The organism is Bradyrhizobium sp. Mp19 (genome assembly GCF_029952935.1).
Lineage (GTDB): Bacteria > Pseudomonadota > Alphaproteobacteria > Rhizobiales > Xanthobacteraceae > Bradyrhizobium > Bradyrhizobium elkanii.
This window is the reverse complement of sequence record NZ_JASAUT010000003.1, coordinates 1-19,081: the sequence shown is the minus strand read 5'-3', so window position 1 is coordinate 19,081 and position 19,081 is coordinate 1. Positions and strand designations below refer to the sequence as shown.

Genomic DNA, 19,081 nt, shown 5'->3' with positions numbered 1-19,081 from the left:
GATTTCGGCTTCCACTTGGACCCATCGCGTCGTTTTTCTTCTTCAGGATCGCATCAATGAGCGGACCATCTGATTTCCAACCGAGCAACCCCGCCTTGAAGTGGATCGAACGGCGCCTTCCGATCTTCGGCCTGATCCACTCCTCGTTCGTGGCCTATCCGACGCCCCGCAACCTGAACTATTGGTGGACCTTCGGCGCCATCCTTTCGATGATGCTGGCGCTGCAGATCCTGACCGGCGTGATCCTGGCGATGCACTACACGCCGCACGCCGACCTCGCCTTCAAGTCGGTCGAGCTGATCGTCCGCGACGTCAACTACGGCTGGCTGCTGCGCAACATGCATGCGTGCGGCGCGTCGATGTTCTTCTTCGCCGTCTACATCCATATGTTCCGCGGCCTCTATTACGGGTCGTACAAGGAGCCGCGTGAGGTGCTGTGGATCCTCGGCGTCATCATCTACCTCCTGATGATGGCGACGGGCTTCATGGGCTACGTGCTGCCGTGGGGCCAGATGAGCTTCTGGGGCGCCACCGTCATCACCAATCTGTTCTCGGCCGTGCCCTATTTCGGCGAGAGCATCGTGACCCTGCTGTGGGGCGGCTATTCGGTCGGCAACCCGACGCTGAACCGCTTCTTCTCGCTGCACTATCTGCTGCCGTTCGTGATCGCCGGCGTGGTCGTGCTGCACGTCTGGGCGCTGCACGTCGCGGGTCAGAACAACCCGGCCGGCGTCGAGGCCAAGACCGAGAAGGACACCGTTGCGTTCACGCCGTATGCGACGATCAAGGACATGTTCGGCGTGTCCTGCTTCCTGATCTTCTTCGCCTGGTTCATCTTCTACATGCCGAACTATCTCGGCGACGCCGACAACTACATCCCGGCGAACCCGGGCGTGACGCCGGCGCACATCGTGCCTGAATGGTACTACCTGCCGTTCTACGCGATCCTGCGTTCGATCCCGAACAAGCTCGCCGGTGTCGTGGCGATGTTCTCGGCGATCATCATCCTGTGCTTCCTGCCCTGGCTCGACAGCGCACGGACCCGTTCGTCGAAGTATCGTCCGCTGGCCAAGCAGTTCTTCTGGATCTTCGTGGTGGTCTGCATCCTGCTCGGCTACCTCGGCTCGCAGCCGCCGGAAGGCATCTATGTAATCGCCGGCCGCATCCTGACGGTCTGCTACTTCGCCTACTTCCTGATCGTGCTGCCGCTGCTCGCCCGCATCGAGACCCCGCGTCCGGTGCCGAACTCGATCGCCGACGACGTGCTGGCGAAGAGCAAGGGCAGGGCCGCGACCGCGGCCTCTGTGATGCTCGCGATGGTGGTGGCCGGCAGCCTACTCGTCGGCGGCTCCCAGAACGCCAAGGCCGAGGAGGGTGGCAACGCGCCGCCGGCCCAGAAGTGGTCGTTCTCCGGTCCTTTCGGCACCTATGACCGTGGCTCGCTGCAGCGCGGCTTGAAGGTCTACAAGGAAGTCTGTGCCGCCTGTCACGGCCTGTCCTATGTCGCGTTCCGCAACCTCGCCGATCCCGGCGGCCCCGGCTATTCGCCGGCGCAGGCGGCGGCGTTCGCGTCCGAGTACAAGATCAAGGACGGTCCGAACGACCAGGGCGAGATGTTCGAGCGTCCGGGCCGTCCGGCGGATTACTTCCCGTCGCCGTTCCCGAACGAGCAGGCCGCGCGCGCGGCCAATGGCGGCGCGGCGCCGCCCGACCTCTCGCTGATCACCAAGGCGCGGTCCTACAAGCGCGGCTTCCCGCAGTTCGCGATCGACTTCTTCACCCAGTACCAGGAGCAGGGACCTGATTACGTCGACGCCATCCTGCAGGGCTTCGAGGACAAGGCTCCGGCAGGCGTCACGATCCCGGAGGGATCCTACTACAACAAGTACTTCCCCGGCCACGCCATCAAGATGCCGAAGCCGCTGACCGATGGTCAGGTGACCTTCGACGACGGTTCGCCGGCGACGGTCAAGCAGTACGCGCATGACGTCACCACGTTCCTGATGTGGGCCGCCGAGCCGCACATGGAGGAGCGCAAGCGGATCGGCATGCAGGTGTTCTTCTTCCTGGTCGTCTTCGCCTTCCTGATGTACTTCACCAAGCGCAAGGTCTGGGCCAACGCCCACTGATCTCGGGTACGGTATAGCGACTTTGAAAAAGCCCCTTCGGGGGCTTTTTTGTTTGCAATCTCTCCGTCATTCCGGGGTGACGCGGTAGCATCGAACCCGGAATGACAGTGTCGTCAATTGCGTCGGCCGCCGAGTGCGGACAAGATGCCGGCCAATCAGCCGGCAAACATTGCGGAGGAACTCATGGGTACCAGCATCAGCTTCAAGCGTCCGGACGGCAAGGAAGCGTCGGGCTATCTCGCCAATGCGGCGCGCGGCAACGCGCCCGGCGTCGTCGTGATCCAGGAATGGTGGGGCCTGTCGGACCAGATCAAGGGCCTGTGCGACCGTTTCGCGGTGGCCGGCTTCGATGCGCTGGCGCCCGATCTCTACAAGGGCAAGGTGGTGCCGTATCACGACACCGATGCCGCGGGCAAAGAGATGAACTCGCTCGATTTCATGGACGCCACCACGCAGACGGTGCGCGGCGCCGCGCAGTATCTCGCCAAGAACGGCGCCAAGGTCGGCCTGACCGGCTTCTGTCTCGGCGGCGCGGTGACCATCGTCGGTTCGGTGCATGTGCCGGAATTGACCGCGGGCGTCGTGTTCTACGGCATCCCGCCGGAGCAGGCCGCCAAGCCCGCCGACGTCAGGATTCCGCTGCAGGCGCATTTCGCCAACAAGGACGACTGGTGCACGCCGGAGCTCGTCAGCAATTTCGAGAAGGCGATGAAGACTGCCGGCAAGTCGCTCGAGCTGTTCCGCTATGACGCCGAGCACGCCTTCGTCAACGAGCAGCGCCAGTCGGTGCACGACCGCGAGGCCGCCGAACTCGCCTGGGGCCGCGCCACGGACTTCTTCAAGAAGCATCTGGGGTAGAGGTACGACGCGCACACGTTGTGTCGTCCCTGCGAAAGCAGGGACCCATACGCCGCGGCCGTCGTAATAGGCACTCGGGCAGTCATCTCGCCAAAATAACTACGCCCTGTGGTTATGGGTCCCTGCTCCCGTGCGCAATTGCGCACTAGGCAGGGACGACGGCGAGATCTAGCTCTCCGCCTTCACCCCGTCCCACCACGGGCAGGTCCCCGACATCAGCCCGAAATTGCCTTCCATCACCTGCACCGGTGCGCGCTTGCCCTCGGCGGCGGCGCGCATTCGCATCTCGCGCGCGACGGCGCGGTCCTCCGGCGACAGCCAGACCCGCTCGTGGCCCCACAGGCTCGGGCCGTCATGCATCTCGAACGGTGTCCAGTTCGCCGGATCGATCTCGCGGCCGCCCCAGCCGCACTCGACCATGAAGGCGGACGGCGACCTGGCGTAGAACGACGTCATCAGATCATTGGTGTGACGGCCGAGCGTGACGTTGACCCGGTCTTCCTGCTGGGCGACATCATAGGCTTGGCCGACATCGTCGAGCGAGAACAGCTCCACCATCAGATGATGCATGCCGTTCGTGCCGGTCTCGATCAGCGCCAGCGAGTGGTGGCGGGCGTTGACGTGGAAGAAATAGGCGCGGAACGGTTTTTCGATGTAGTCGCTTAAGCCGAAACCGAGCACGTCGACATAGAAGCTCATCACCGGGGCGATGTGCTCGACCGTCAGCACCGCGTGGCCGAGGCCGAGCGGCCCGGTGCGGAAGCCGGAGATCGAGCGCCCCGGCCTGAACGGCGTGTCGTCGATCTCGGCGCCGTGAAACGCCTCGAGACGGTTGCCGGCGGGGTCGCGAAACGAGATCAGGCCGCGCACCCGCCTCGCGTCAGCGAGCGCCTGCGGCTCCGCGGTTACGGCGACGCCGGCACGTTCCAGCCGTGCCGCCAGCGCGTCGAGGGCCGCACGGTCAGCCACCTCCCAGCCGAAGAACCGGGTGCCTTCGCCCTGGGCGCGGTCGATCACGATGCGCTGCTTGCGGTCGTCCATCCGGAACGCGAGCAACGAGTTGCCGCGCTCGACCGCCTGCAGCCCGACGAGGCCAGTGCCGAACTGCCGCCAGTCGTCGAGCGCGTCGGAGCCGAAGCCGGCATATCCGAGACCCAAAATCGCCATCTGCGCCTCCGCCATCTGTCCGTTTTTTGGGCGGCCGGCCGGCCGCCATTTCGTCAAATGCTACGCGGTTTCTTGCCCCTTCAAACCCCGAAAATGCCGTCCAGGGGGCGTCCCGCCTTGGGGCAGGGGTGCCGGGCCAACTCTTGACACGGCCCGCGCCCGGTGGTGAGTAACGTGCCATGAGCACCGTTGCCAGCCCATCCCGTCGTTGGTGGCCCACCTTCTCATAGGTGGCCGGTGCGTTTTCTTTTTTCACAAACGTCGAAGGTCGCCATCGCAGTGCGACCGATGGTTAGTTTATTTGCCCTTCGTTTGTCCTGTGTGGCGCTCTCCCGGCAAGTCTCGTAAGAGGATCACATGAACAGGACAGTCTTCTCCCTGCCGGCCAAGAGCGAATATCTGACCAATGGCGGCCTTGCGGTCGCGCGCGTGGTCGAGCAGTTCACCGGCGGCGCCAACCGCCTCGACGATTTGATCGCGCTGCTGGACCGCCGCCGCGGCGTGGTGCTGTCCTCAGGCACGACGGTACCGGGCCGCTACGAGAGCTTTGACCTCGGCTTCGCCGATCCGCCGCTGGTGCTGGAGACATCAGGCACCAACTTCTCGTTGCAGGCGCTGAACCCGCGCGGCGAGGTGTTGATCGCCTTCCTCGGCGACGTGCTGCGCGATGCCTGCGTCGTGATATCGGAGCGGACTCCAACGCGGCTCGCCGGCCAAATTATCCGCGGCGCCGCGCCGGTCGAAGAAGACCAGCGCACCCGCCGCGCCAGCGTGATGTCGCTGGTGCGCGACATGGTGGCGGCGTTCACCTCCAATGCCGATCCGCTGCTCGGCCTGTTCGGCGCCTTCGCCTACGACCTCGTGTTCCAGATCGAGGACCTCGTGCAGAAGCGCGCCCGCGAGGCCGACCAGCGCGACATCGTGCTCTACGTGCCGGACCGGCTGCTGGCCTATGACCGCGCCACCGGCCGCGGCGTGGCGCTCACTTACGAGTTCGCGTGGAAGGGCAAATTCACCGCGGGCCTGCCGCAGGAGACCGCACCGAGCCTCTACGCCAGGAACGGCCGGCAGGGCTTTGCCGATCACGCGCCCGGCGAATATCAGGCGACTGTCGAGGTCGCGCGCGCGGCGTTTGCCCGCGGCGACCTGTTCGAGGCGGTGCCCGGGCAGCTGTTTGCCGAGCCCTGCGAGCGCTCGCCGGCGGAAGTGTTCCAGCGGCTCTGCCGCATCAACCCGTCGCCCTATGGCGCGCTGATGAATCTCGGCGACGGCGAATTCCTGGTCTCCGCGTCGCCGGAGATGTTCGTGCGCTCCGACGGCCGCCGGGTCGAGACCTGCCCGATCTCGGGCACCATCGCGCGCGGCTCGGACTCGATCGGCGATGCCGAGCAGATCCGCAAGCTGTTGAACTCGGAGAAGGACGAGTTCGAGCTCAATATGTGCACCGACGTCGACCGCAACGACAAGGCGCGCGTCTGCGTGCCCGGCACCATCAAGGTGCTGGCGCGGCGTCAGATCGAGACCTACTCAAAGCTGTTCCACACCGTCGATCACGTCGAGGGCATGCTGCGGCCGGGCTTCGATTCGCTCGACGCCTTCCTGACCCATGCCTGGGCGGTCACCGTGACCGGCGCGCCGAAACTGTGGGCGATGCAGTTCGTCGAGGATCACGAGCGGTCGCCGCGGCGCTGGTATGCCGGCGCGATCGGCTGCGTCAATTTCGACGGCAGCATCAACACCGGGCTCACCATCCGCACCATCCGCATGAAAGACGGTCTCGCCGAGGTGCGCGTCGGCGCGACCTGCCTGTTTGACTCCGATCCCGCCGCCGAGGACCGCGAGTGCCAGGTCAAGGCCGCGGCGCTGTTCCAGGCGTTGCGCGGCGATCCGCCGAAGCCGCTGTCGGATTTCGCGCCCGACGCCACCGGTTCCGGCAAGAACGTGCTCTTGATCGATCACGACGACAGCTTCGTGCACATGCTGGCCGATTACTTCCGCCAGGTCGGTGCCAACGTCACCGTGGTCAGGCATATCCATGCCCAGGACATGCTCAAGAAGAAGGGCTGGGACCTGCTGGTGCTGTCGCCCGGACCGGGTCGGCCGGAGGATTTCGGCATCGCGAAAACCATCGATACCGCGCTGGAAAAGAAGCTGCCGATCTTCGGCGTCTGCCTCGGCGTGCAGGCGATCGGCGAGTATTTCGGCGGCCAGCTCGGCCAGCTCGGTCAGCCCGCGCATGGCCGTCCGTCGCGCGTCCAGGTGCGCGGCGGCCGGCTGATGCGGAACCTGCCCAATGAGATCGTGATCGGCCGCTACCACTCGCTGTTTGTCGAGCGCGACAGCGTGCCCGAGGTGCTGGCGGTGACCGCGACCACCGAAGACGGCGTCGCGATGGTGATCGAGCACAAGACCCTGCCGGTCGGCGGCGTGCAATTCCATCCGGAATCGCTGATGTCGCTCGGCAACGAGGTCGGCCTGCGCATTGTCGAGAATGCATTCCGGCTTAATCCGCCGGCCAATTGAGGATTGCGAGACCAATGACCTTCGACCACGACATCAAGGCGACCGTTCGTACCATCCCGGACTACCCGAAGAAGGGCATCCTGTTTCGCGACATCACGACGCTGCTCGCGGATGCCAGGGCCTTCCGCCGGGCCGTCGACGAGCTGGTGCATCCCTGGGCGGGGGCGAAGGTGGACAAGGTCGCGGGCATCGAGGCCCGCGGCTTCATCCTCGGCGGCGCGGTGGCGCATCAACTCTCCGCCGGCTTCGTGCCGATCCGCAAGAAGGGCAAGCTTCCGCACACCACGGTGCGGATCGCCTACTCGCTGGAATACGGCATCGACGAGATGGAGATGCATGCCGACGCCGTGCAGCCGGGCGAGCGCGTGATCCTGGTCGACGATCTGATCGCGACCGGCGGCACTGCGGAGGGCGCGGTGAAGCTGCTGCGCCAGATCGGCGCCAATGTGGTCGCGGCCTGCTTCATCGTCGACCTCCCCGATCTCGGCGGCGCCGCCAAGCTGCGCGCGATGGACGTTCCGGTGCGCACGCTGATGGCGTTCGAGGGGCATTAGCGCCACTCTCTCCACATAGTCGTCCCGGCGAAGGCCGGGACCCATAACCACCAATAGTGGTTATGAAGACCGCTGCAGCCCCAGCCTTCACCAAACGCACTGCGGTGGTTATGGGTCCCGCCTCGCGCTTCGCTTGGCCGGGACGACAGTTACGACCTCTGCAACAGCACGCTCAATTCAAGATCGCGGAACGTGGTGTAATTCCGCCGGATCCATTGATGCAGCTCGGTCGATGAATCCTTTTCCTGGCGCAGATAGCCGGTGAAGGAGAAGTTCAACCGGTCGATATAGGTCTTCAGGAACACCGGCAGCGCGCGGAAGCGCAGCACCCGGCTGGCGGTCATGGCAGGCGGCAACTCGCCGCGCACCACGAACTCGTTGTCGATGACGATCAGCGCATTCGGCGGGATCATGCCGTGCAGCGTCTGGTAGGCGCGCACCGAGGCGCGGTCGGTATCGGCGACGTACAGGATGATCGGCGCGACGCGGCGACGCAGCGCCTCCTTCATCAGCCCGATCTCGTCGCACATTCTGAAGAATTCGTCGAAGGCGTGGTAGCCGAGGTCGATCACCTTGCCGATGCCGTCATTGGCGATGACGCGGTCCATCAGCTGCATCTTGCCGTAGGTGTCGATCACGTCAGCGGTTTCGGTGATCCGCGGCAGGTAGTCGAGCAGCGACGGCTCCTTCAGATTGATGTCGTAGCAGACCACGTCGCCGTTCTTGAGCAACAGGAATTCGCCGAGCAGCCGCGCAATCAGCGTCTTGCCGACCTGCGGGCGGGGCGAGCAGATGATGTAAACAGGCGTGGACGACATCGCCCGCTATATCAGGCCAAATTTTCGCCTAATCCAGCCCCATCAAGGTCGAAGGTCCGACTATTTTTCGCCTTTGGCCGACTTGGCGCCGACCAAGTCGGTCAGCTTGATCCGGTCGAACTCGCTCCAGACATTGGCGAGCCAGTGCCGGACATAGCCGCGCAGCACGAAGGAGTAGTTCGCGGCCTCGTCTTCCTTGCCCTTGTTGGCGACAAATTTCAGGAACGGAACCGAGGAGACCTCGACCTGCTCATAGGCCATTTCGTTGAGCTTGGGGATCGTGAGGTCGGTCGCGTCCTTGATGCGATGGAAGTAGGAATTGTAGGTCGCCTGGTCCCACTGGAAGAACTGGGTGTCGTTGATGAAGTTCTTCACCAGGAAATACTTCGCGCCGCTCATGAAGTTGGCGGTTTCGGCGATCTCGTCCAGCGAGGCGATCGACGGGCCGAGGATATGGAACACGGCGAAGGTGATCTGGCCGGAGCGCGCCGCGTCGAGGAAGCCGATATCGCGCAGCGAGGCCAGCGCGGGCGACAACAGGCCGGCGCGGACGTCGATCACGGTGACCGAGGGCCCCGAGTTCAGCGTATCGAAGATCTTCATCTGGTCCGCGGTCGTCGTCATGTCGACGATCTCGGTGATGTCAGGATGGAAGCGCTTCAGCGTGCCGCGCGGCGATTCGGTGTCGAACGCCCGGGTCTGCACGTTGTTGGCACTGAAATAGTCCAGGAGCGTCCGCGAAACGGTGGTCTTGCCGACCCCGCCCTTGTCGGCGCCCACCACGATCACAACCGGCTTTGCCATGGAAGTCCCTTAAAGCGCGCTCCCGACCGCGATGGCGATCGGCAAGTCCCCACACTGCTTTGGGCGCGAACATGGCAGAAACGAGGGAGAATTCAATTCCTTAAGGCGCCCACGATCGGTTTGGTGGGAATTTCCTTAATGGACTGAGTAGGCTAGGGCGCGATTAGCGGTGTCGTCCCCAAGGGCCCTGGAGAGGACCCAATGGTCCCTGCGTGGGGTTGTTGCCCGGCAGCGCTGGCGGATTGTTCGCCGGTGCACGCGGCTTGTCGCCCCACGGGCCATGGGTCGCTGGCGGAGGCCGGTCGCCCGCCGCGGACGGCTCATCCTGCGGCTCCGTCTCGTCCGGCAGCGCCAGCGGTCCGGGATCGTGGCCGCCGGCGTATTTCACCAGGGCATCGACCCGGGACTTCACCGAGGGATGGGTGGCGAACAGGTCGGCAAACCCCTCGCGCGGGTTGTCGACGCAGAGTTCCATCACGGCCGAGGTGGCGTCCGGCAGCTCGCCGCGGTTCTCGATCTTGCGCAGCGCCGAGATCATCGCATCGGGGTTCTTGGTCAGCTCGACCGATCCGGCATCGGCGAGGAATTCGCGCGAGCGCGACAGTGCGAGCTTGACCACCTGCGACAGCAGCCAGGCCAGCACGATCAACGCGACCGCGATGATGATCACGATGATCGCGCCGCCACCCGAGCCCTTGCTGTCGCGGTCCGACGAGGATGACGACGATCGTGAGGATGACGACCAGCCGCCACCGCCGCCGCTCGAATTCCACGACAGGTTTGTGAACAGGCGGAAGAACAGCTCGCCGAAGAAGCCGACCACGCCGGCGATGATCACGGCGATCACCATCAGCTGTACGTCGCCGTTCTTGATATGGGTGAGCTCGTGGCCGAGCACGGCCTCGATCTCCTTATCGTTCAGCGCGTTCAACAGGCCGGTGGTGACCGTGATGGCGTATTGGCTCCGGTTCAATCCGGTCGCGAACGCATTCAGCGCCGGGCTGTCCATCACCTTCAGCTTCGGCATCGGGATGCCGCGCGAGATGCAGAGATTTTCCAGCAGGTTGTAGAGCCGCGGCTCTTGCTGCCGCGTCACGCTCTCGCCGCCGGTGACGGCGTCGATCATCTTCTGGTGGAAGAAATAGGCGATCGCGATCCAGGCCACCGCCGCGATCGTCGCCCACGGCAAGGCCGAGACCAGGTCGCGCAAGGCCCGCGTCAGGTAATAGTCGACGGTGCGGCCGCTATCGATCATCACCTCCGCGACCAGTGCGCCGGCATAGACCAGCACGTAGATCAGCAGGAACAGGCCGGCAAGCAGCAGCATCGAACGAAACTTGTTCGATGCGATATGCGTGTAGAGACCATAGGCGGCCATGACGGAGCAGCCTCTCGCCGGCGCGCGTTGCGCCTCAGAACTTCACGCTGGGCGCCGCCTCGACCTCCGTGCGGCTAGTGCCGAGGTCGAAGAAATCCTTGCGGGTGAAGCCGAACATGCCGGCGAACAGCGCGGCCGGCATCTGCTGGATGCCGGTGTTGTATTCCTGGACCGCGTTGTTGAAGAAGCGGCGGCTGGCGGCGATCTTGTTCTCGAGATCGGAAAGCTCGGAGGCAAGCTGCTGGAAATTGGCGTTGGCCTTGAGGTCCGGATAGGCCTCCGACAGCGCGATCAGCCGGCCGAGCGCGCCGGAGAGCTGGTTCTCCGCCGCCGAGACCTGGGCTGGGCCCTGCGCCGACATTGCCGAATTGCGCGCCTTGATGACGTCGTCGAGCGTGCCGCGCTCATGCGCCGCGTAGCCCTTCACGGTCTCGACCAGATTCGGGATTAGGTCGTGGCGCTGCTTGAGTTGCACGTCGATGTCGGCAAAGGCCTGTCCGACCCGCTGGCTGAGCGCCACGAGGCGGTTGTAGGCGCCGAACGCAAACAGCACGAGAAGCACGATGACGCCGATAACGATCCAGCTGGTCGACATGACGGGGCAGCTCCTGATGGACGAGACGGCGGCACCGTAGCCCAAGATCGGGGCGCAGGGCAGCCCGCCGCGGAAAGGTGGGCAAGCGTTAGTCGAAGGTTGGCCGACATCGGTTCAATATATTCCGTCGTCCCGGCGAAAGCCGGGACCCATACGCCGCGGCCCGCGGAAGGGGCACAAGCGGCGACGGCTTCACTCACAACAAACCTCGGTGGTTATAGGTCCCGGCTTTCGCCGGGACGACGAGATACCGCATCGCCCCAGCGCCAGCGCCGGGCGCTTGCGTATTCGGCCCTGGAGCGACGCGGGATCCTCGCAACCGATACGCCCTCGGGCGTGCACAGCTTGGCCGCAACCTCGACCTTGCCGACGTCCGGCTGCGCCAGCACGCGCGATGGCCTGTTCTCAACGCGCGCGCGGCTCAGCGCGACATAGGCGAAGCGCTCGTCCTCGAAGGGTAGCTCGGCGCCCTTGACCTGCTTGTGCGCGCGGGAGCGCTGCAGGCGCTGCGAGAAGTGGCACCAGTCCGGCGCGACCAGCGGACAGCCGCCGTCATGCGGGCAGGGTGCCACGACATGCGCCCCGGCGGCGATCAGGCGTGCGCGCAATGCGATGATCCGCGCATAGCCGGCGGGCGTGCCGGGCTCGACGACCAGCAGCGTGTCGCCGGTCTTCGCCCACAGCGCATCGGCCAGTGCCGCGCGCTCGGCTTCGCTCAATTCGCCGATCATGTAGCTGGCGACGACGAGGTCGGCAGCTTCGGCCTTGTCGAGCAGCGCACGCGCCTGGCCGAGTTCGTAGCTGGTGTCGTGCAGGCGAATGCTGCCGTGAAACAGCTCCTCGGCCAATGACCGCAGCGCGCTGTTGGCGTCGAGCAGGCTGAATTCCCGCAGCGACGTGAACGCCTCCGCAGCGGCCCAGGTCGCGGTGCCCGGACCGGCACCGACATCGAGCAGGCGTGCCGGCGCGAAGTCCGGCCTGATCTCCGTCAGCGCATTGAGGCTCGCCACCACGGCGGCATAGGTCGCCGGCATCCGCGCCAACGCATAGGCCAGCGCATCGGTCGCGGTCCTGATCGTCGAGGAGCCGCCGCCTTCGCGATAGGTCTGCGAGATCACCGCCGCGCGGCCGGCGGCGTCGCTGCGCGACAGGCCTTCGAGGCGGGCGTTGAGGGCTGCTCTGAGTTCGGCGGGGAGATCGGGCGAAGTCATGTGACGGACTATCCCACGTCATTGCGAGCGGAGCGAAGCAATCCATAGCGCCGCGTGCTGAGGTATGGATTGCTTCGTCGCTATCGCTCCTCGCAATGACGATGCGTAGGCGCAGGTATCACGAAATGACGTCGACGCGCAGGTGCTACGCCTACGCCACGTTCTGGTCGAGGATGTCCACCGCGCCCTGCAGGTCGACCGACACCAGCTGCGACACGCCGCGCTCGGCCATGGTGACGCCGAACAGCCGGTTCATCCGCGCCATCGTGATCGGATTGTGCGTGATGATGATGAAGCGTGTCTCGGTCGAGCCGGTCATCTCGTTCAGCAGGGTGCAGAACCGTTCGACGTTGTGGTCGTCGAGCGGCGCGTCGACCTCGTCCAGCACGCAGATCGGCGACGGGTTGGTCAGGAACACCGCGAAGATCAGCGCGAGCGCCGTCAGCGCCTGCTCACCGCCCGAGAGCAGCGAGAGCGTCTGCGGCTTCTTGCCGGGCGGCTTGGCGATGATCTCGAGGCCGGCCTCGAGCGGATCGTCGCTCTCGATCAGATGCAGTGCGGCCTCGCCGCCGCCGAACAGCTCGGTGAACAGCCGCTTGAAGTGGTTGTTGACGGTCTCGAACGAGGTCAGCAGGCGCTCGCGTGCTTCGCGGTTGAGGCTCTGGATGCCCTGCCGCAGCCGCTTGATCGCTTCGACGAGATCGTCGCGTTCGGTTGTCAGCGCGGTGTGCTGGGTCTCGACTTCCTTGAGCTCTTCCTCGGCGCGCAAATTGACGGCGCCAAGCCGCTCGCGGTCGCGGCGCAGTTTTTCGAGCTCTTCCTCGACCTGCGCGACCGGCGGCAGCTCCTGCCCGGGCTCGATCTCGGCCATGCCGACGACCGCGCTGGGCTCGACCTCGAGCATGTCGTGGATCTCGCGCTCGATGTCGGAGAGGCGGCGGCGGGTGCCTTCCATGCGCTCCTCGGCGCGCGCGGTGGCTTCGCGGGACGAGGAGAGCGCTTCGAGCGAGGCCTTGGCGAGGCGATCGGTTTCCGCCATCGCGGCTTCCGCGGTCGCCAGCGCGTCGGCGGCGATGCGGCGATCGCCCTCGGCGTGCTCGATCTCCGTGATCAGCGCGCTGCGCTTCTCGGCGAACACTTCCGGCGCATTGGCGAGTTCCTCGCGCTCGGCCGACACTTCGGCGATGCGCGCCTCGACGGTCTCGACCTGCGAAGCGGCGCTGGTCTTGCGGTTCTGCCACTCATTGCGCTCGGCAACGATCGCCTGCACGCGGCGGTCGGCGAGCTCGGCCTCGCGGGCGAGCGCCTGCGCCTCGGCGCGGACTTGCGCCGCGGCACGGCGCTGATTGTCGATCTCGGCGCGAACCGCCGCGAGCTGGGCCTCGGTCTCGACGCCCGGCGGCAGTTCGGCGAGCGCGGCAGCCGCGCTCTCATGCGCGGCTTCGGCCTCGGCGCGGTCGGCGGCGACGCGGCTGTGCGCCTCGGTCAGCGCCGATTTGCGCGCCGCGTGGCGGTTGATCTCGCGCTCGGTGGCGGCATGGCGTTCGCGCGCGGCGTCGGCCTCGCGGCGGGTGGCGCGCACGGCTTCGCGCGAGGCGCCCTCGGCGGCGGACGCCGAGCGCAATTCTTCTTCGGCCGTCTCCAGCGCCTGGCGCTTGGCGGCGGCGTCGATGCGGGCCTGTTCCAGCTCGTGCTCGATGTCGACCAGGCGGGCGCGCTCGGCGAGGCGGCGGGCGGCGCCGGTCGGCGCATGCGCGTCGGCGACAAAGCCGTCCCAGCGCCAGACGTCGCCTTCGAGCGACACCAGCCGCTGGCCGGTCTTCAGCTGCGACACCAGCGCGGCGCCGCGTTCCTTGGCGATGACGCCGATCTGGGCCAGGCGGCGTGCCAGTTCCGGCGGCGCCTGGACATGGTCGGCCAGCCGCTCGACGCCATCGGGTAGCGCCGGATCTTCGCCGGCCACGCCGATATTGGTCCAGCGCATCGGCGCGGAGGAATCCACCGGCGCATCGAGGTCGTCGCCGAGCACCGCGCCGATCGCCTTCTCATAGCCCTTGGCGACGGTGATGCCGTCGATGATCGGCGGCCACAGGTTCTTGGTCTCGCTGGTGACGAGCTTGGAGATGGTGCGGGCTTCGGTCTCCAGCCGCTGCACGCGCTTCTCGGCTTCGGTGAGCGGATTGCGCGAGGCTTCCAGCGTCTGCCGCGCGGCGGCGTGATGCGCCTCGCTGGTCTGCACGGCGGCCTCGGACTCGGCAAGCGTCTGCTGCGCCATCTCCATGGCGGCGGCGAGCGCGTCGATGTCGCCGAGATTGCCGGTCTCCTGCGCGAGCTTGGTTTCCTCGGCCTGGACGTTGGCGATCTCCTGATCGAGCCGGGCCAGCCGCTCGCGATGCGTACGCACGCCGGCTTCGAGCTGGTTGCGCTTGGCGGTGAGATCGGCGAGCTGCGTGGTCAGCTCCGAGAATTGGCGTTCGGTCGCGGCCAGGATCTCTTCGGCCTCGGCGACGCGCTCGTCGACGCCGGAGCGCTTCTCGACGCGCGACTTGATCTCTTCCTTGAGCTCGGCGTCTTCGGTGTCGAGCCGATGCAGCGCGATGTCGGCATCCGAGGTCTGCTGCTGCTCGCGCGCGATGTCCTGGGCGAACTGGGTGAGGCGGCGATCGAGCTCGCCGACGCGCTCCTTGGCGCGCTGCTCCTCGCGGTCGAGCATCTCGCGCGTGTTGGTCAGTCGCTGCAGGCCGGCGGCGGCGCGCGCCTCGGCATCGCGCAGCGCCGGCAATTCGGCGGCGCGGATCGCCTGGATGCGGGCGGATTCGGCCTGCTCGCGGGTGCGCTCGGCCATCTCGCGCACGGAGATATCATGGGTCTGCGCGGCGTCGTTGACGTCGGCATTGGCCTCGATCCAGCGCAGATGGAACAGCATCGCCTCGGACTTACGCACCTTGGCCGCGACTTCGCGGTAGCGGATCGCCTGGCGCGCCTGCTTCTTCAGGCCTTCCATCTGGCCGGTGAGCTGGCCGATCACGTCCTCGACGCGGGTGAGATTGGTTTCGGCCGCCTTGAGCCGCAGTTCCGCCTCGTGACGGCGGGCATGCAGGCCCGCCACGCCGGCGGCGTCTTCCAGCACGCGGCGGCGCTGCTCGGGCTTGGCCTGGATGATCTCGCCGATCTTGCCCTGGTGGACCAGCGCCGGCGAACGCGCGCCGGTGGCGGCGTCGGCGAACAGGATCTGCACGTCGCGGGCGCGGACGTCGCGGCCGTTGATGCGGTAGACCGAGCCGGCCTCGCGCTCGATGCGGCGAGAGATTTCCAAGTGCTGGCTGTCGTTCACCGCGGCCGGCGCCGAGCGATCGGAATTGTCGATCGTCATCACGACTTCGGCGTGGTTGCGCGCCGGACGGTTGCCCGAACCGGCGAAGATCACCGCATCCATGTCGGCGGCACGCAGCGACTTGTGCGAGGTCTCACCCATCGCCCAGCGCAGCGCTTCGACGAGATTGGATTTGCCGCAGCCGTTCGGTCCGACGACGCCGGTCAGGCCCGGCTCGATCATGAAATCGGTGGGTTCAACGAACGACTTGAAACCGTGCAGGCGGAGGCGCGTGAGCTTCATGTACACAAATCTCGTTTGGCCGGGCGCGAATCTCCCTGCCGTGACAATACCATGGAAGGCAATGTCGGTGTGTGGGTGAGTTGCTGCGTGCAGCTCTCATGAGCGGCGACAATGGCGATGCCCGTGCGTCAGGGCAACCGCTTGACCAAGCTTTTCCCAAGGGATTTGCAGGGGTTTTGTGGCCTCTGCATGTCCTCGGAGATTCGCATCACGCGAATCAGGTTTTCAACAACGAAATAATGCGACGGCCGCATGCCGTGATCGCAAATCATCCACAATTATCGTGCCCCGACTCAAAAGCGGGGCACGACGACGTCAGGCTCAACGACGCGCAATCAGCTCTTCAGCAGCGGATCGATGTGCTTGCTGAACTCCTCGAACGAGGTCTCGCCCTTCAGCATTTCGCCGTTGACGAAGAAGGTCGGCGTCGAGTTCACCTTCAGCACCTCGTTGGCGTATTTCTGGTCGGCCGCGATCTTGTCGAGCAGCTTCTGATCCTTCAGGCAGTCCTCGACCTGCTGCTGGGTGAGGCCGGCCTGCTTGCCGATCCGCGTCAGCGTCTCGGTGGTGTTCTTCACCACCCAGTCGTTCTGCTGGCGGAACAACAGGTCGATCACGGCAAAATACTTCGGCGCGTCGTCCTTGGCGATGCAGCGCGCCAGCATCGAGCCGGCGGCGGCCTTGATGTCGAGCGGGAATTCGCGGAACACGTAACGGACCTTGCCGGGGTCGATGTAGGTCGACTTGATCTTCGGGAACACGGTCTCGTTGAAATTGGCGCAATGCGGGCAGGTCATCGAGGCGTATTCGACGATCGTCACCTTGGCGTCCTGCGGGCCGAGCCCCATGTCCGGCAGCGACTGCGGCTTGGCGACCTCGGCGGCGGTCTGCGCGAACGCGTCGGTGATCAGGCGCAGCGGCGACAGGCCGGCGAGGGCGGCGAGCCCGGTCAGCGAGAGAGCGGTGGTGAAAGCGCGGCGCGTGATGATCAAGGTCAGCTCCCGGATTGGCGCATTCACGCCACAATGAAGGGGTCCCGAAAAAGGAAGCCTTCGCTAGCTTGAAACGGCCATTGTGGCAATGCCGCGGTCTCGCGGCCGGCCTGCCGAAAAGCGTCAATTTCGCTTGATCGAGGCACCCAAACGGGCCAGCGCCGCGCGCAGATCGTCGTCCTCGACGGCCGCGAGGTTGGCCGCCTCCCGGGCCACGGTTTTGGCGTCCGGCGGGCGCGGCCGTACCGGGCGGCTGCGGCGCGACAGCGGCGCCTGCCGGATGGTCAGGCGGCCGACCGCATGCCAGCCGAAGAAGCGGTTCACCCGTTCCAGGATGACGTCGGAGGAGTGCTGGATCTCCAGCGCCATCGGGCCTTCGACCCGCAGCACCAGCGTCGCCGGCTCCTGCGGCTTTCCCTCCACCGGTCGCGGCCACTGCATCTTCAGCGGCTCGCAATAGGCGGCGATCCGCTCGCCCGCGATCTCGGTCCAGCGCGTCACCAATTCGCGCGCGGCAAAGCCCTGCTTGGCATAGGCGTCGGTGAAGACGTCGCTGAGCAGGATCGACAGGGGCTTGGCGCTGATCGGGCCAGGTTTGGACATGGGAGGGTTATAGCAGTGGTGGTGATGTGGCTGAAACCGTGTTCATCATTGTGGCGGCGTTTTCCGTGCCGGGCGAAGAAAGACGTGGATGCCCGGGTCAAGCCCGGGCATGACATGGCGAGATGTGGCTTAAGATACGTTCATGAGTTCTCGCGCGGCCGCCAAAATCAAATCGACCGATCAGCAGGCCGACCGCCCGGCGCGGCTGCTCGCCTGGTATGACCGGCATCGTCGGACGCTGCCGTGGCGCGCGGTGGCGGGGGAGCGGGCCGATCCGTACCGCGTCTGGTTGTCGGAGATCATGCTGCAGCAAACCACGGTGCGGGCGGTCGGGCCGTATTTCGAGAAATTCGTGTCGCGCTGGCCCGACGTGACCGCGCTTGGGCGTGCCTCGCTCGACGACGTCTTAAGGATGTGGGCCGGGCTCGGCTATTATTCGCGGGCGCGCAATTTGCACGCCTGCGCGGTCGCGGTGATGGGCAACCATGGCGGGGTGTTTCCGGACACCGAGGGCGGCCTGCGCGCGCTGCCCGGCATCGGGCCGTACACCGCGGCCGCGATCGCCGCCATCGCCTTCGACCGCCGCACCATGCCGGTGGACGGCAACATCGAGCGCGTGGTCAGTCGGCTCTATGCTATCGAGGAGGCGCTGCCGCAGGCCAAGCCGCTGATCAAGGAGATGGCGGCGACATTGCTCGGTCCGTCCCGCGCCGGCGACAGTGCTCAGGCGCTGATGGATTTGGGCGCCACGATCTGCACGCCGAAGAAGCCGGCCTGCGCATTGTGTCCGCTGAACGACGACTGCGCGGCGCGCACGCGCGGCGACCAGGAAGCGTTCCCGCGCAAGGCGCCGAAGAAGAGCGGCATCTTGCGCCGCGGCGCGGCCTTCGTGGTGACGCGGGGCGGCGAGCTCCTGGTGCGCTCGCGCGCGGAAAAAGGCCTGCTCGGCGGCATGACCGAGGTGCCGGGGTCGCAATGGCTTGCCGGGCAGGACGATGCGGCGGCACTGGCACAGGCGCCGGAACTGAAAGGCGTCATGCGCTGGCACCGCAAGGCGGGCGTCGTCAGTCACGTGTTCACGCACTTCCCCCTCGAACTCGTCGTCTATACCGCCAGCGTTCCGCCGCGGAGCCGCGCGCCGGAGGGCATGCGCTGGGTGCCGGTGGCGACGCTGGACGGCGAGGCGTTTCCGAACGTGATGCGCAAGGTCATCGCGCATGGGCTCGATCTCTGACGCGTGTTCTTCTGCTGACACCATGCTGGCAGCAGCGTTCGGCTATCACCTCCGCCACAACGGAGGCCCGCCATGATCGCAACCGCGCTCGACCACATCCCGATGCCATCAGTCGCCAAATTGCTCGGCTGGCGTCTCGTTGACGCACGTCCGCGGGAGGGCTGGATCAAAATGGCCTTCGACGGCAAGCAGGAGTTTTGCAATCCGGCCGGCTTCATCCAGGGCGGCATGCTCTCGGCAATGCTCGACGACACGATGGGGCCGGCGGTGTTCGTGATGACCGAGGGCCGGCTCTTCACCACGACCATCACGATGACCGTGAATTTCCTGGCGCCGGCAAAGCCCGGACCGATCACCGGCGAGGCCACGGTGACCCAGCTCGGCAAGACCATCGCCTTTGTCGAGGGGAGGCTGACCGCCGCCGACGGCACGCTGCTCGCGACCGCGAGCAGCAGCATCCGCTTGGTGGAAGCTGCGCGGGCGTTGCGATAGCGCGGCTTGCGCACCAGCCCGATCCGTCACCCTGAGAGGCTGTGAATCTATGTGATTTGAGGCGTTTCCGTTTGCGGAACGGTGAGTCGAATGATTCTCTGCTTTCA

General features: G+C 65.9%; 15 protein-coding genes. 6 read left to right on the top strand and 9 right to left on the bottom strand.

The genetic code is table 11. From position 1 onward, the window contains the following. Nucleotides 1–56 precede the first annotated feature (56 nt). The gene (locus QJT82_RS05090) at nt 57–2,129 is read left to right on the top strand and encodes a cytochrome c1 (protein WP_028338641.1); all 2,073 of its coding nucleotides are present in this window, start codon (nt 57–59) and stop codon (nt 2,127–2,129) included. A gap of 183 nt (nt 2,130–2,312) precedes the next feature. Beyond that, nucleotides 2,313–2,987, top strand: coding sequence for a dienelactone hydrolase family protein (locus QJT82_RS05085; protein ID WP_028338642.1), 675 nt, complete (start codon nt 2,313–2,315; stop codon nt 2,985–2,987). Nucleotides 2,988–3,155: 168 nt separating this feature from the next. Here QJT82_RS05085 and QJT82_RS05080 read toward each other — a convergent pair whose 3' ends face one another. Continuing rightward, nucleotides 3,156–4,154 carry a VOC family protein gene (locus QJT82_RS05080; RefSeq protein WP_028338643.1) on the bottom strand — a complete coding sequence of 333 codons (999 nt, stop codon included), beginning with the start codon at nt 4,152–4,154 and terminating at the stop codon, nt 3,156–3,158. Between the two features lie 357 nt (nt 4,155–4,511). Between QJT82_RS05080 and QJT82_RS05075 the strand changes: the two genes are divergently transcribed. After that, on the top strand, nt 4,512–6,677 hold the full coding sequence (locus QJT82_RS05075; protein ID WP_028338644.1) for an anthranilate synthase component I: 2,166 nt from the start codon (nt 4,512–4,514) through the stop codon (nt 6,675–6,677). Nucleotides 6,678–6,691: 14 nt separating this feature from the next. After that, nucleotides 6,692–7,231: an adenine phosphoribosyltransferase gene (locus QJT82_RS05070; protein ID WP_018273383.1), complete on the top strand. Its 540-nt coding sequence runs from the start codon at nt 6,692–6,694 to the stop codon at nt 7,229–7,231. 149 nt (nt 7,232–7,380) lie between these two features. Here QJT82_RS05070 and QJT82_RS05065 read toward each other — a convergent pair whose 3' ends face one another. From QJT82_RS05065 to QJT82_RS05030, 8 genes are all read right to left on the bottom strand, one after another. Continuing rightward, complete coding sequence (locus QJT82_RS05065; protein WP_028338645.1) at nt 7,381–8,049, bottom strand: hypothetical protein; 669 nt, start codon at nt 8,047–8,049, stop codon at nt 7,381–7,383. A 60-nt stretch (nt 8,050–8,109) separates the two neighbouring features. After that, nucleotides 8,110–8,853 carry a hypothetical protein gene (locus QJT82_RS05060; protein WP_028338646.1) on the bottom strand — a complete coding sequence of 248 codons (744 nt, stop codon included), beginning with the start codon at nt 8,851–8,853 and terminating at the stop codon, nt 8,110–8,112. A 163-nt stretch (nt 8,854–9,016) separates the two neighbouring features. After that, nucleotides 9,017–10,231, bottom strand: a complete 1,215-nt coding sequence (locus QJT82_RS05055) for a M48 family metallopeptidase (RefSeq protein WP_028338647.1) — start codon at nt 10,229–10,231, stop codon at nt 9,017–9,019. Between the two features lie 34 nt (nt 10,232–10,265). After that, entirely contained in the window at nt 10,266–10,826 is a 561-nt protein-coding gene (locus tag QJT82_RS05050) for a LemA family protein (RefSeq protein ID WP_028338648.1), read from the bottom strand. A 215-nt stretch (nt 10,827–11,041) separates the two neighbouring features. Next, a complete protein-coding gene (locus tag QJT82_RS05045; protein WP_028338649.1) occupies nt 11,042–12,037 on the bottom strand; it encodes a small ribosomal subunit Rsm22 family protein in 996 nt (331 codons plus the stop codon). Between the two features lie 151 nt (nt 12,038–12,188). After that, complete coding sequence (gene smc / locus QJT82_RS05040; RefSeq protein WP_028338650.1) at nt 12,189–15,653, bottom strand: chromosome segregation protein SMC; 3,465 nt, start codon at nt 15,651–15,653, stop codon at nt 12,189–12,191. Between the two features lie 335 nt (nt 15,654–15,988). Next, nucleotides 15,989–16,645, bottom strand: coding sequence for a DsbA family protein (locus tag QJT82_RS05035; protein ID WP_028338651.1), 657 nt, complete (start codon nt 16,643–16,645; stop codon nt 15,989–15,991). 123 nt (nt 16,646–16,768) lie between these two features. Next, nucleotides 16,769–17,248 carry a DciA family protein gene (locus QJT82_RS05030; RefSeq protein WP_028338652.1) on the bottom strand — a complete coding sequence of 160 codons (480 nt, stop codon included), beginning with the start codon at nt 17,246–17,248 and terminating at the stop codon, nt 16,769–16,771. 142 nt (nt 17,249–17,390) lie between these two features. Here QJT82_RS05030 and mutY point away from each other — a divergent pair, with 142 nt between their 5' ends. Further along, nucleotides 17,391–18,482 (top strand): A/G-specific adenine glycosylase, encoded by a 1,092-nt coding sequence (gene mutY / locus QJT82_RS05025; RefSeq protein WP_028338653.1) that lies wholly within the window; start codon nt 17,391–17,393, stop codon nt 18,480–18,482. A gap of 72 nt (nt 18,483–18,554) precedes the next feature. After that, on the top strand, nt 18,555–18,974 hold the full coding sequence (locus QJT82_RS05020; protein ID WP_028338654.1) for a PaaI family thioesterase: 420 nt from the start codon (nt 18,555–18,557) through the stop codon (nt 18,972–18,974). The last annotated feature ends 107 nt before the right edge of the window (nt 18,975–19,081 follow it).

Coding starts and splice junctions, on each gene's coding strand:
- QJT82_RS05090 (WP_028338641.1), top strand. CDS start 57: ATGAGCGGACCATCTGATTTCCAACCGAGCAACCCCGCCTTGAAGTGG.
- QJT82_RS05085 (WP_028338642.1), top strand. CDS start 2,313: ATGGGTACCAGCATCAGCTTCAAGCGTCCGGACGGCAAGGAAGCGTCG.
- QJT82_RS05080 (WP_028338643.1), bottom strand. CDS start 4,154: ATGGCGATTTTGGGTCTCGGATATGCCGGCTTCGGCTCCGACGCGCTC.
- QJT82_RS05075 (WP_028338644.1), top strand. CDS start 4,512: ATGAACAGGACAGTCTTCTCCCTGCCGGCCAAGAGCGAATATCTGACC.
- QJT82_RS05070 (WP_018273383.1), top strand. CDS start 6,692: ATGACCTTCGACCACGACATCAAGGCGACCGTTCGTACCATCCCGGAC.
- QJT82_RS05065 (WP_028338645.1), bottom strand. CDS start 8,049: ATGTCGTCCACGCCTGTTTACATCATCTGCTCGCCCCGCCCGCAGGTC.
- QJT82_RS05060 (WP_028338646.1), bottom strand. CDS start 8,853: ATGGCAAAGCCGGTTGTGATCGTGGTGGGCGCCGACAAGGGCGGGGTC.
- QJT82_RS05055 (WP_028338647.1), bottom strand. CDS start 10,231: ATGGCCGCCTATGGTCTCTACACGCATATCGCATCGAACAAGTTTCGT.
- QJT82_RS05050 (WP_028338648.1), bottom strand. CDS start 10,826: ATGTCGACCAGCTGGATCGTTATCGGCGTCATCGTGCTTCTCGTGCTG.
- QJT82_RS05045 (WP_028338649.1), bottom strand. CDS start 12,037: ATGACTTCGCCCGATCTCCCCGCCGAACTCAGAGCAGCCCTCAACGCC.
- smc (WP_028338650.1), bottom strand. CDS start 15,653: ATGAAGCTCACGCGCCTCCGCCTGCACGGTTTCAAGTCGTTCGTTGAA.
- QJT82_RS05030 (WP_028338652.1), bottom strand. CDS start 17,248: ATGTCCAAACCTGGCCCGATCAGCGCCAAGCCCCTGTCGATCCTGCTC.
- mutY (WP_028338653.1), top strand. CDS start 17,391: ATGAGTTCTCGCGCGGCCGCCAAAATCAAATCGACCGATCAGCAGGCC.
- QJT82_RS05020 (WP_028338654.1), top strand. CDS start 18,555: ATGATCGCAACCGCGCTCGACCACATCCCGATGCCATCAGTCGCCAAA.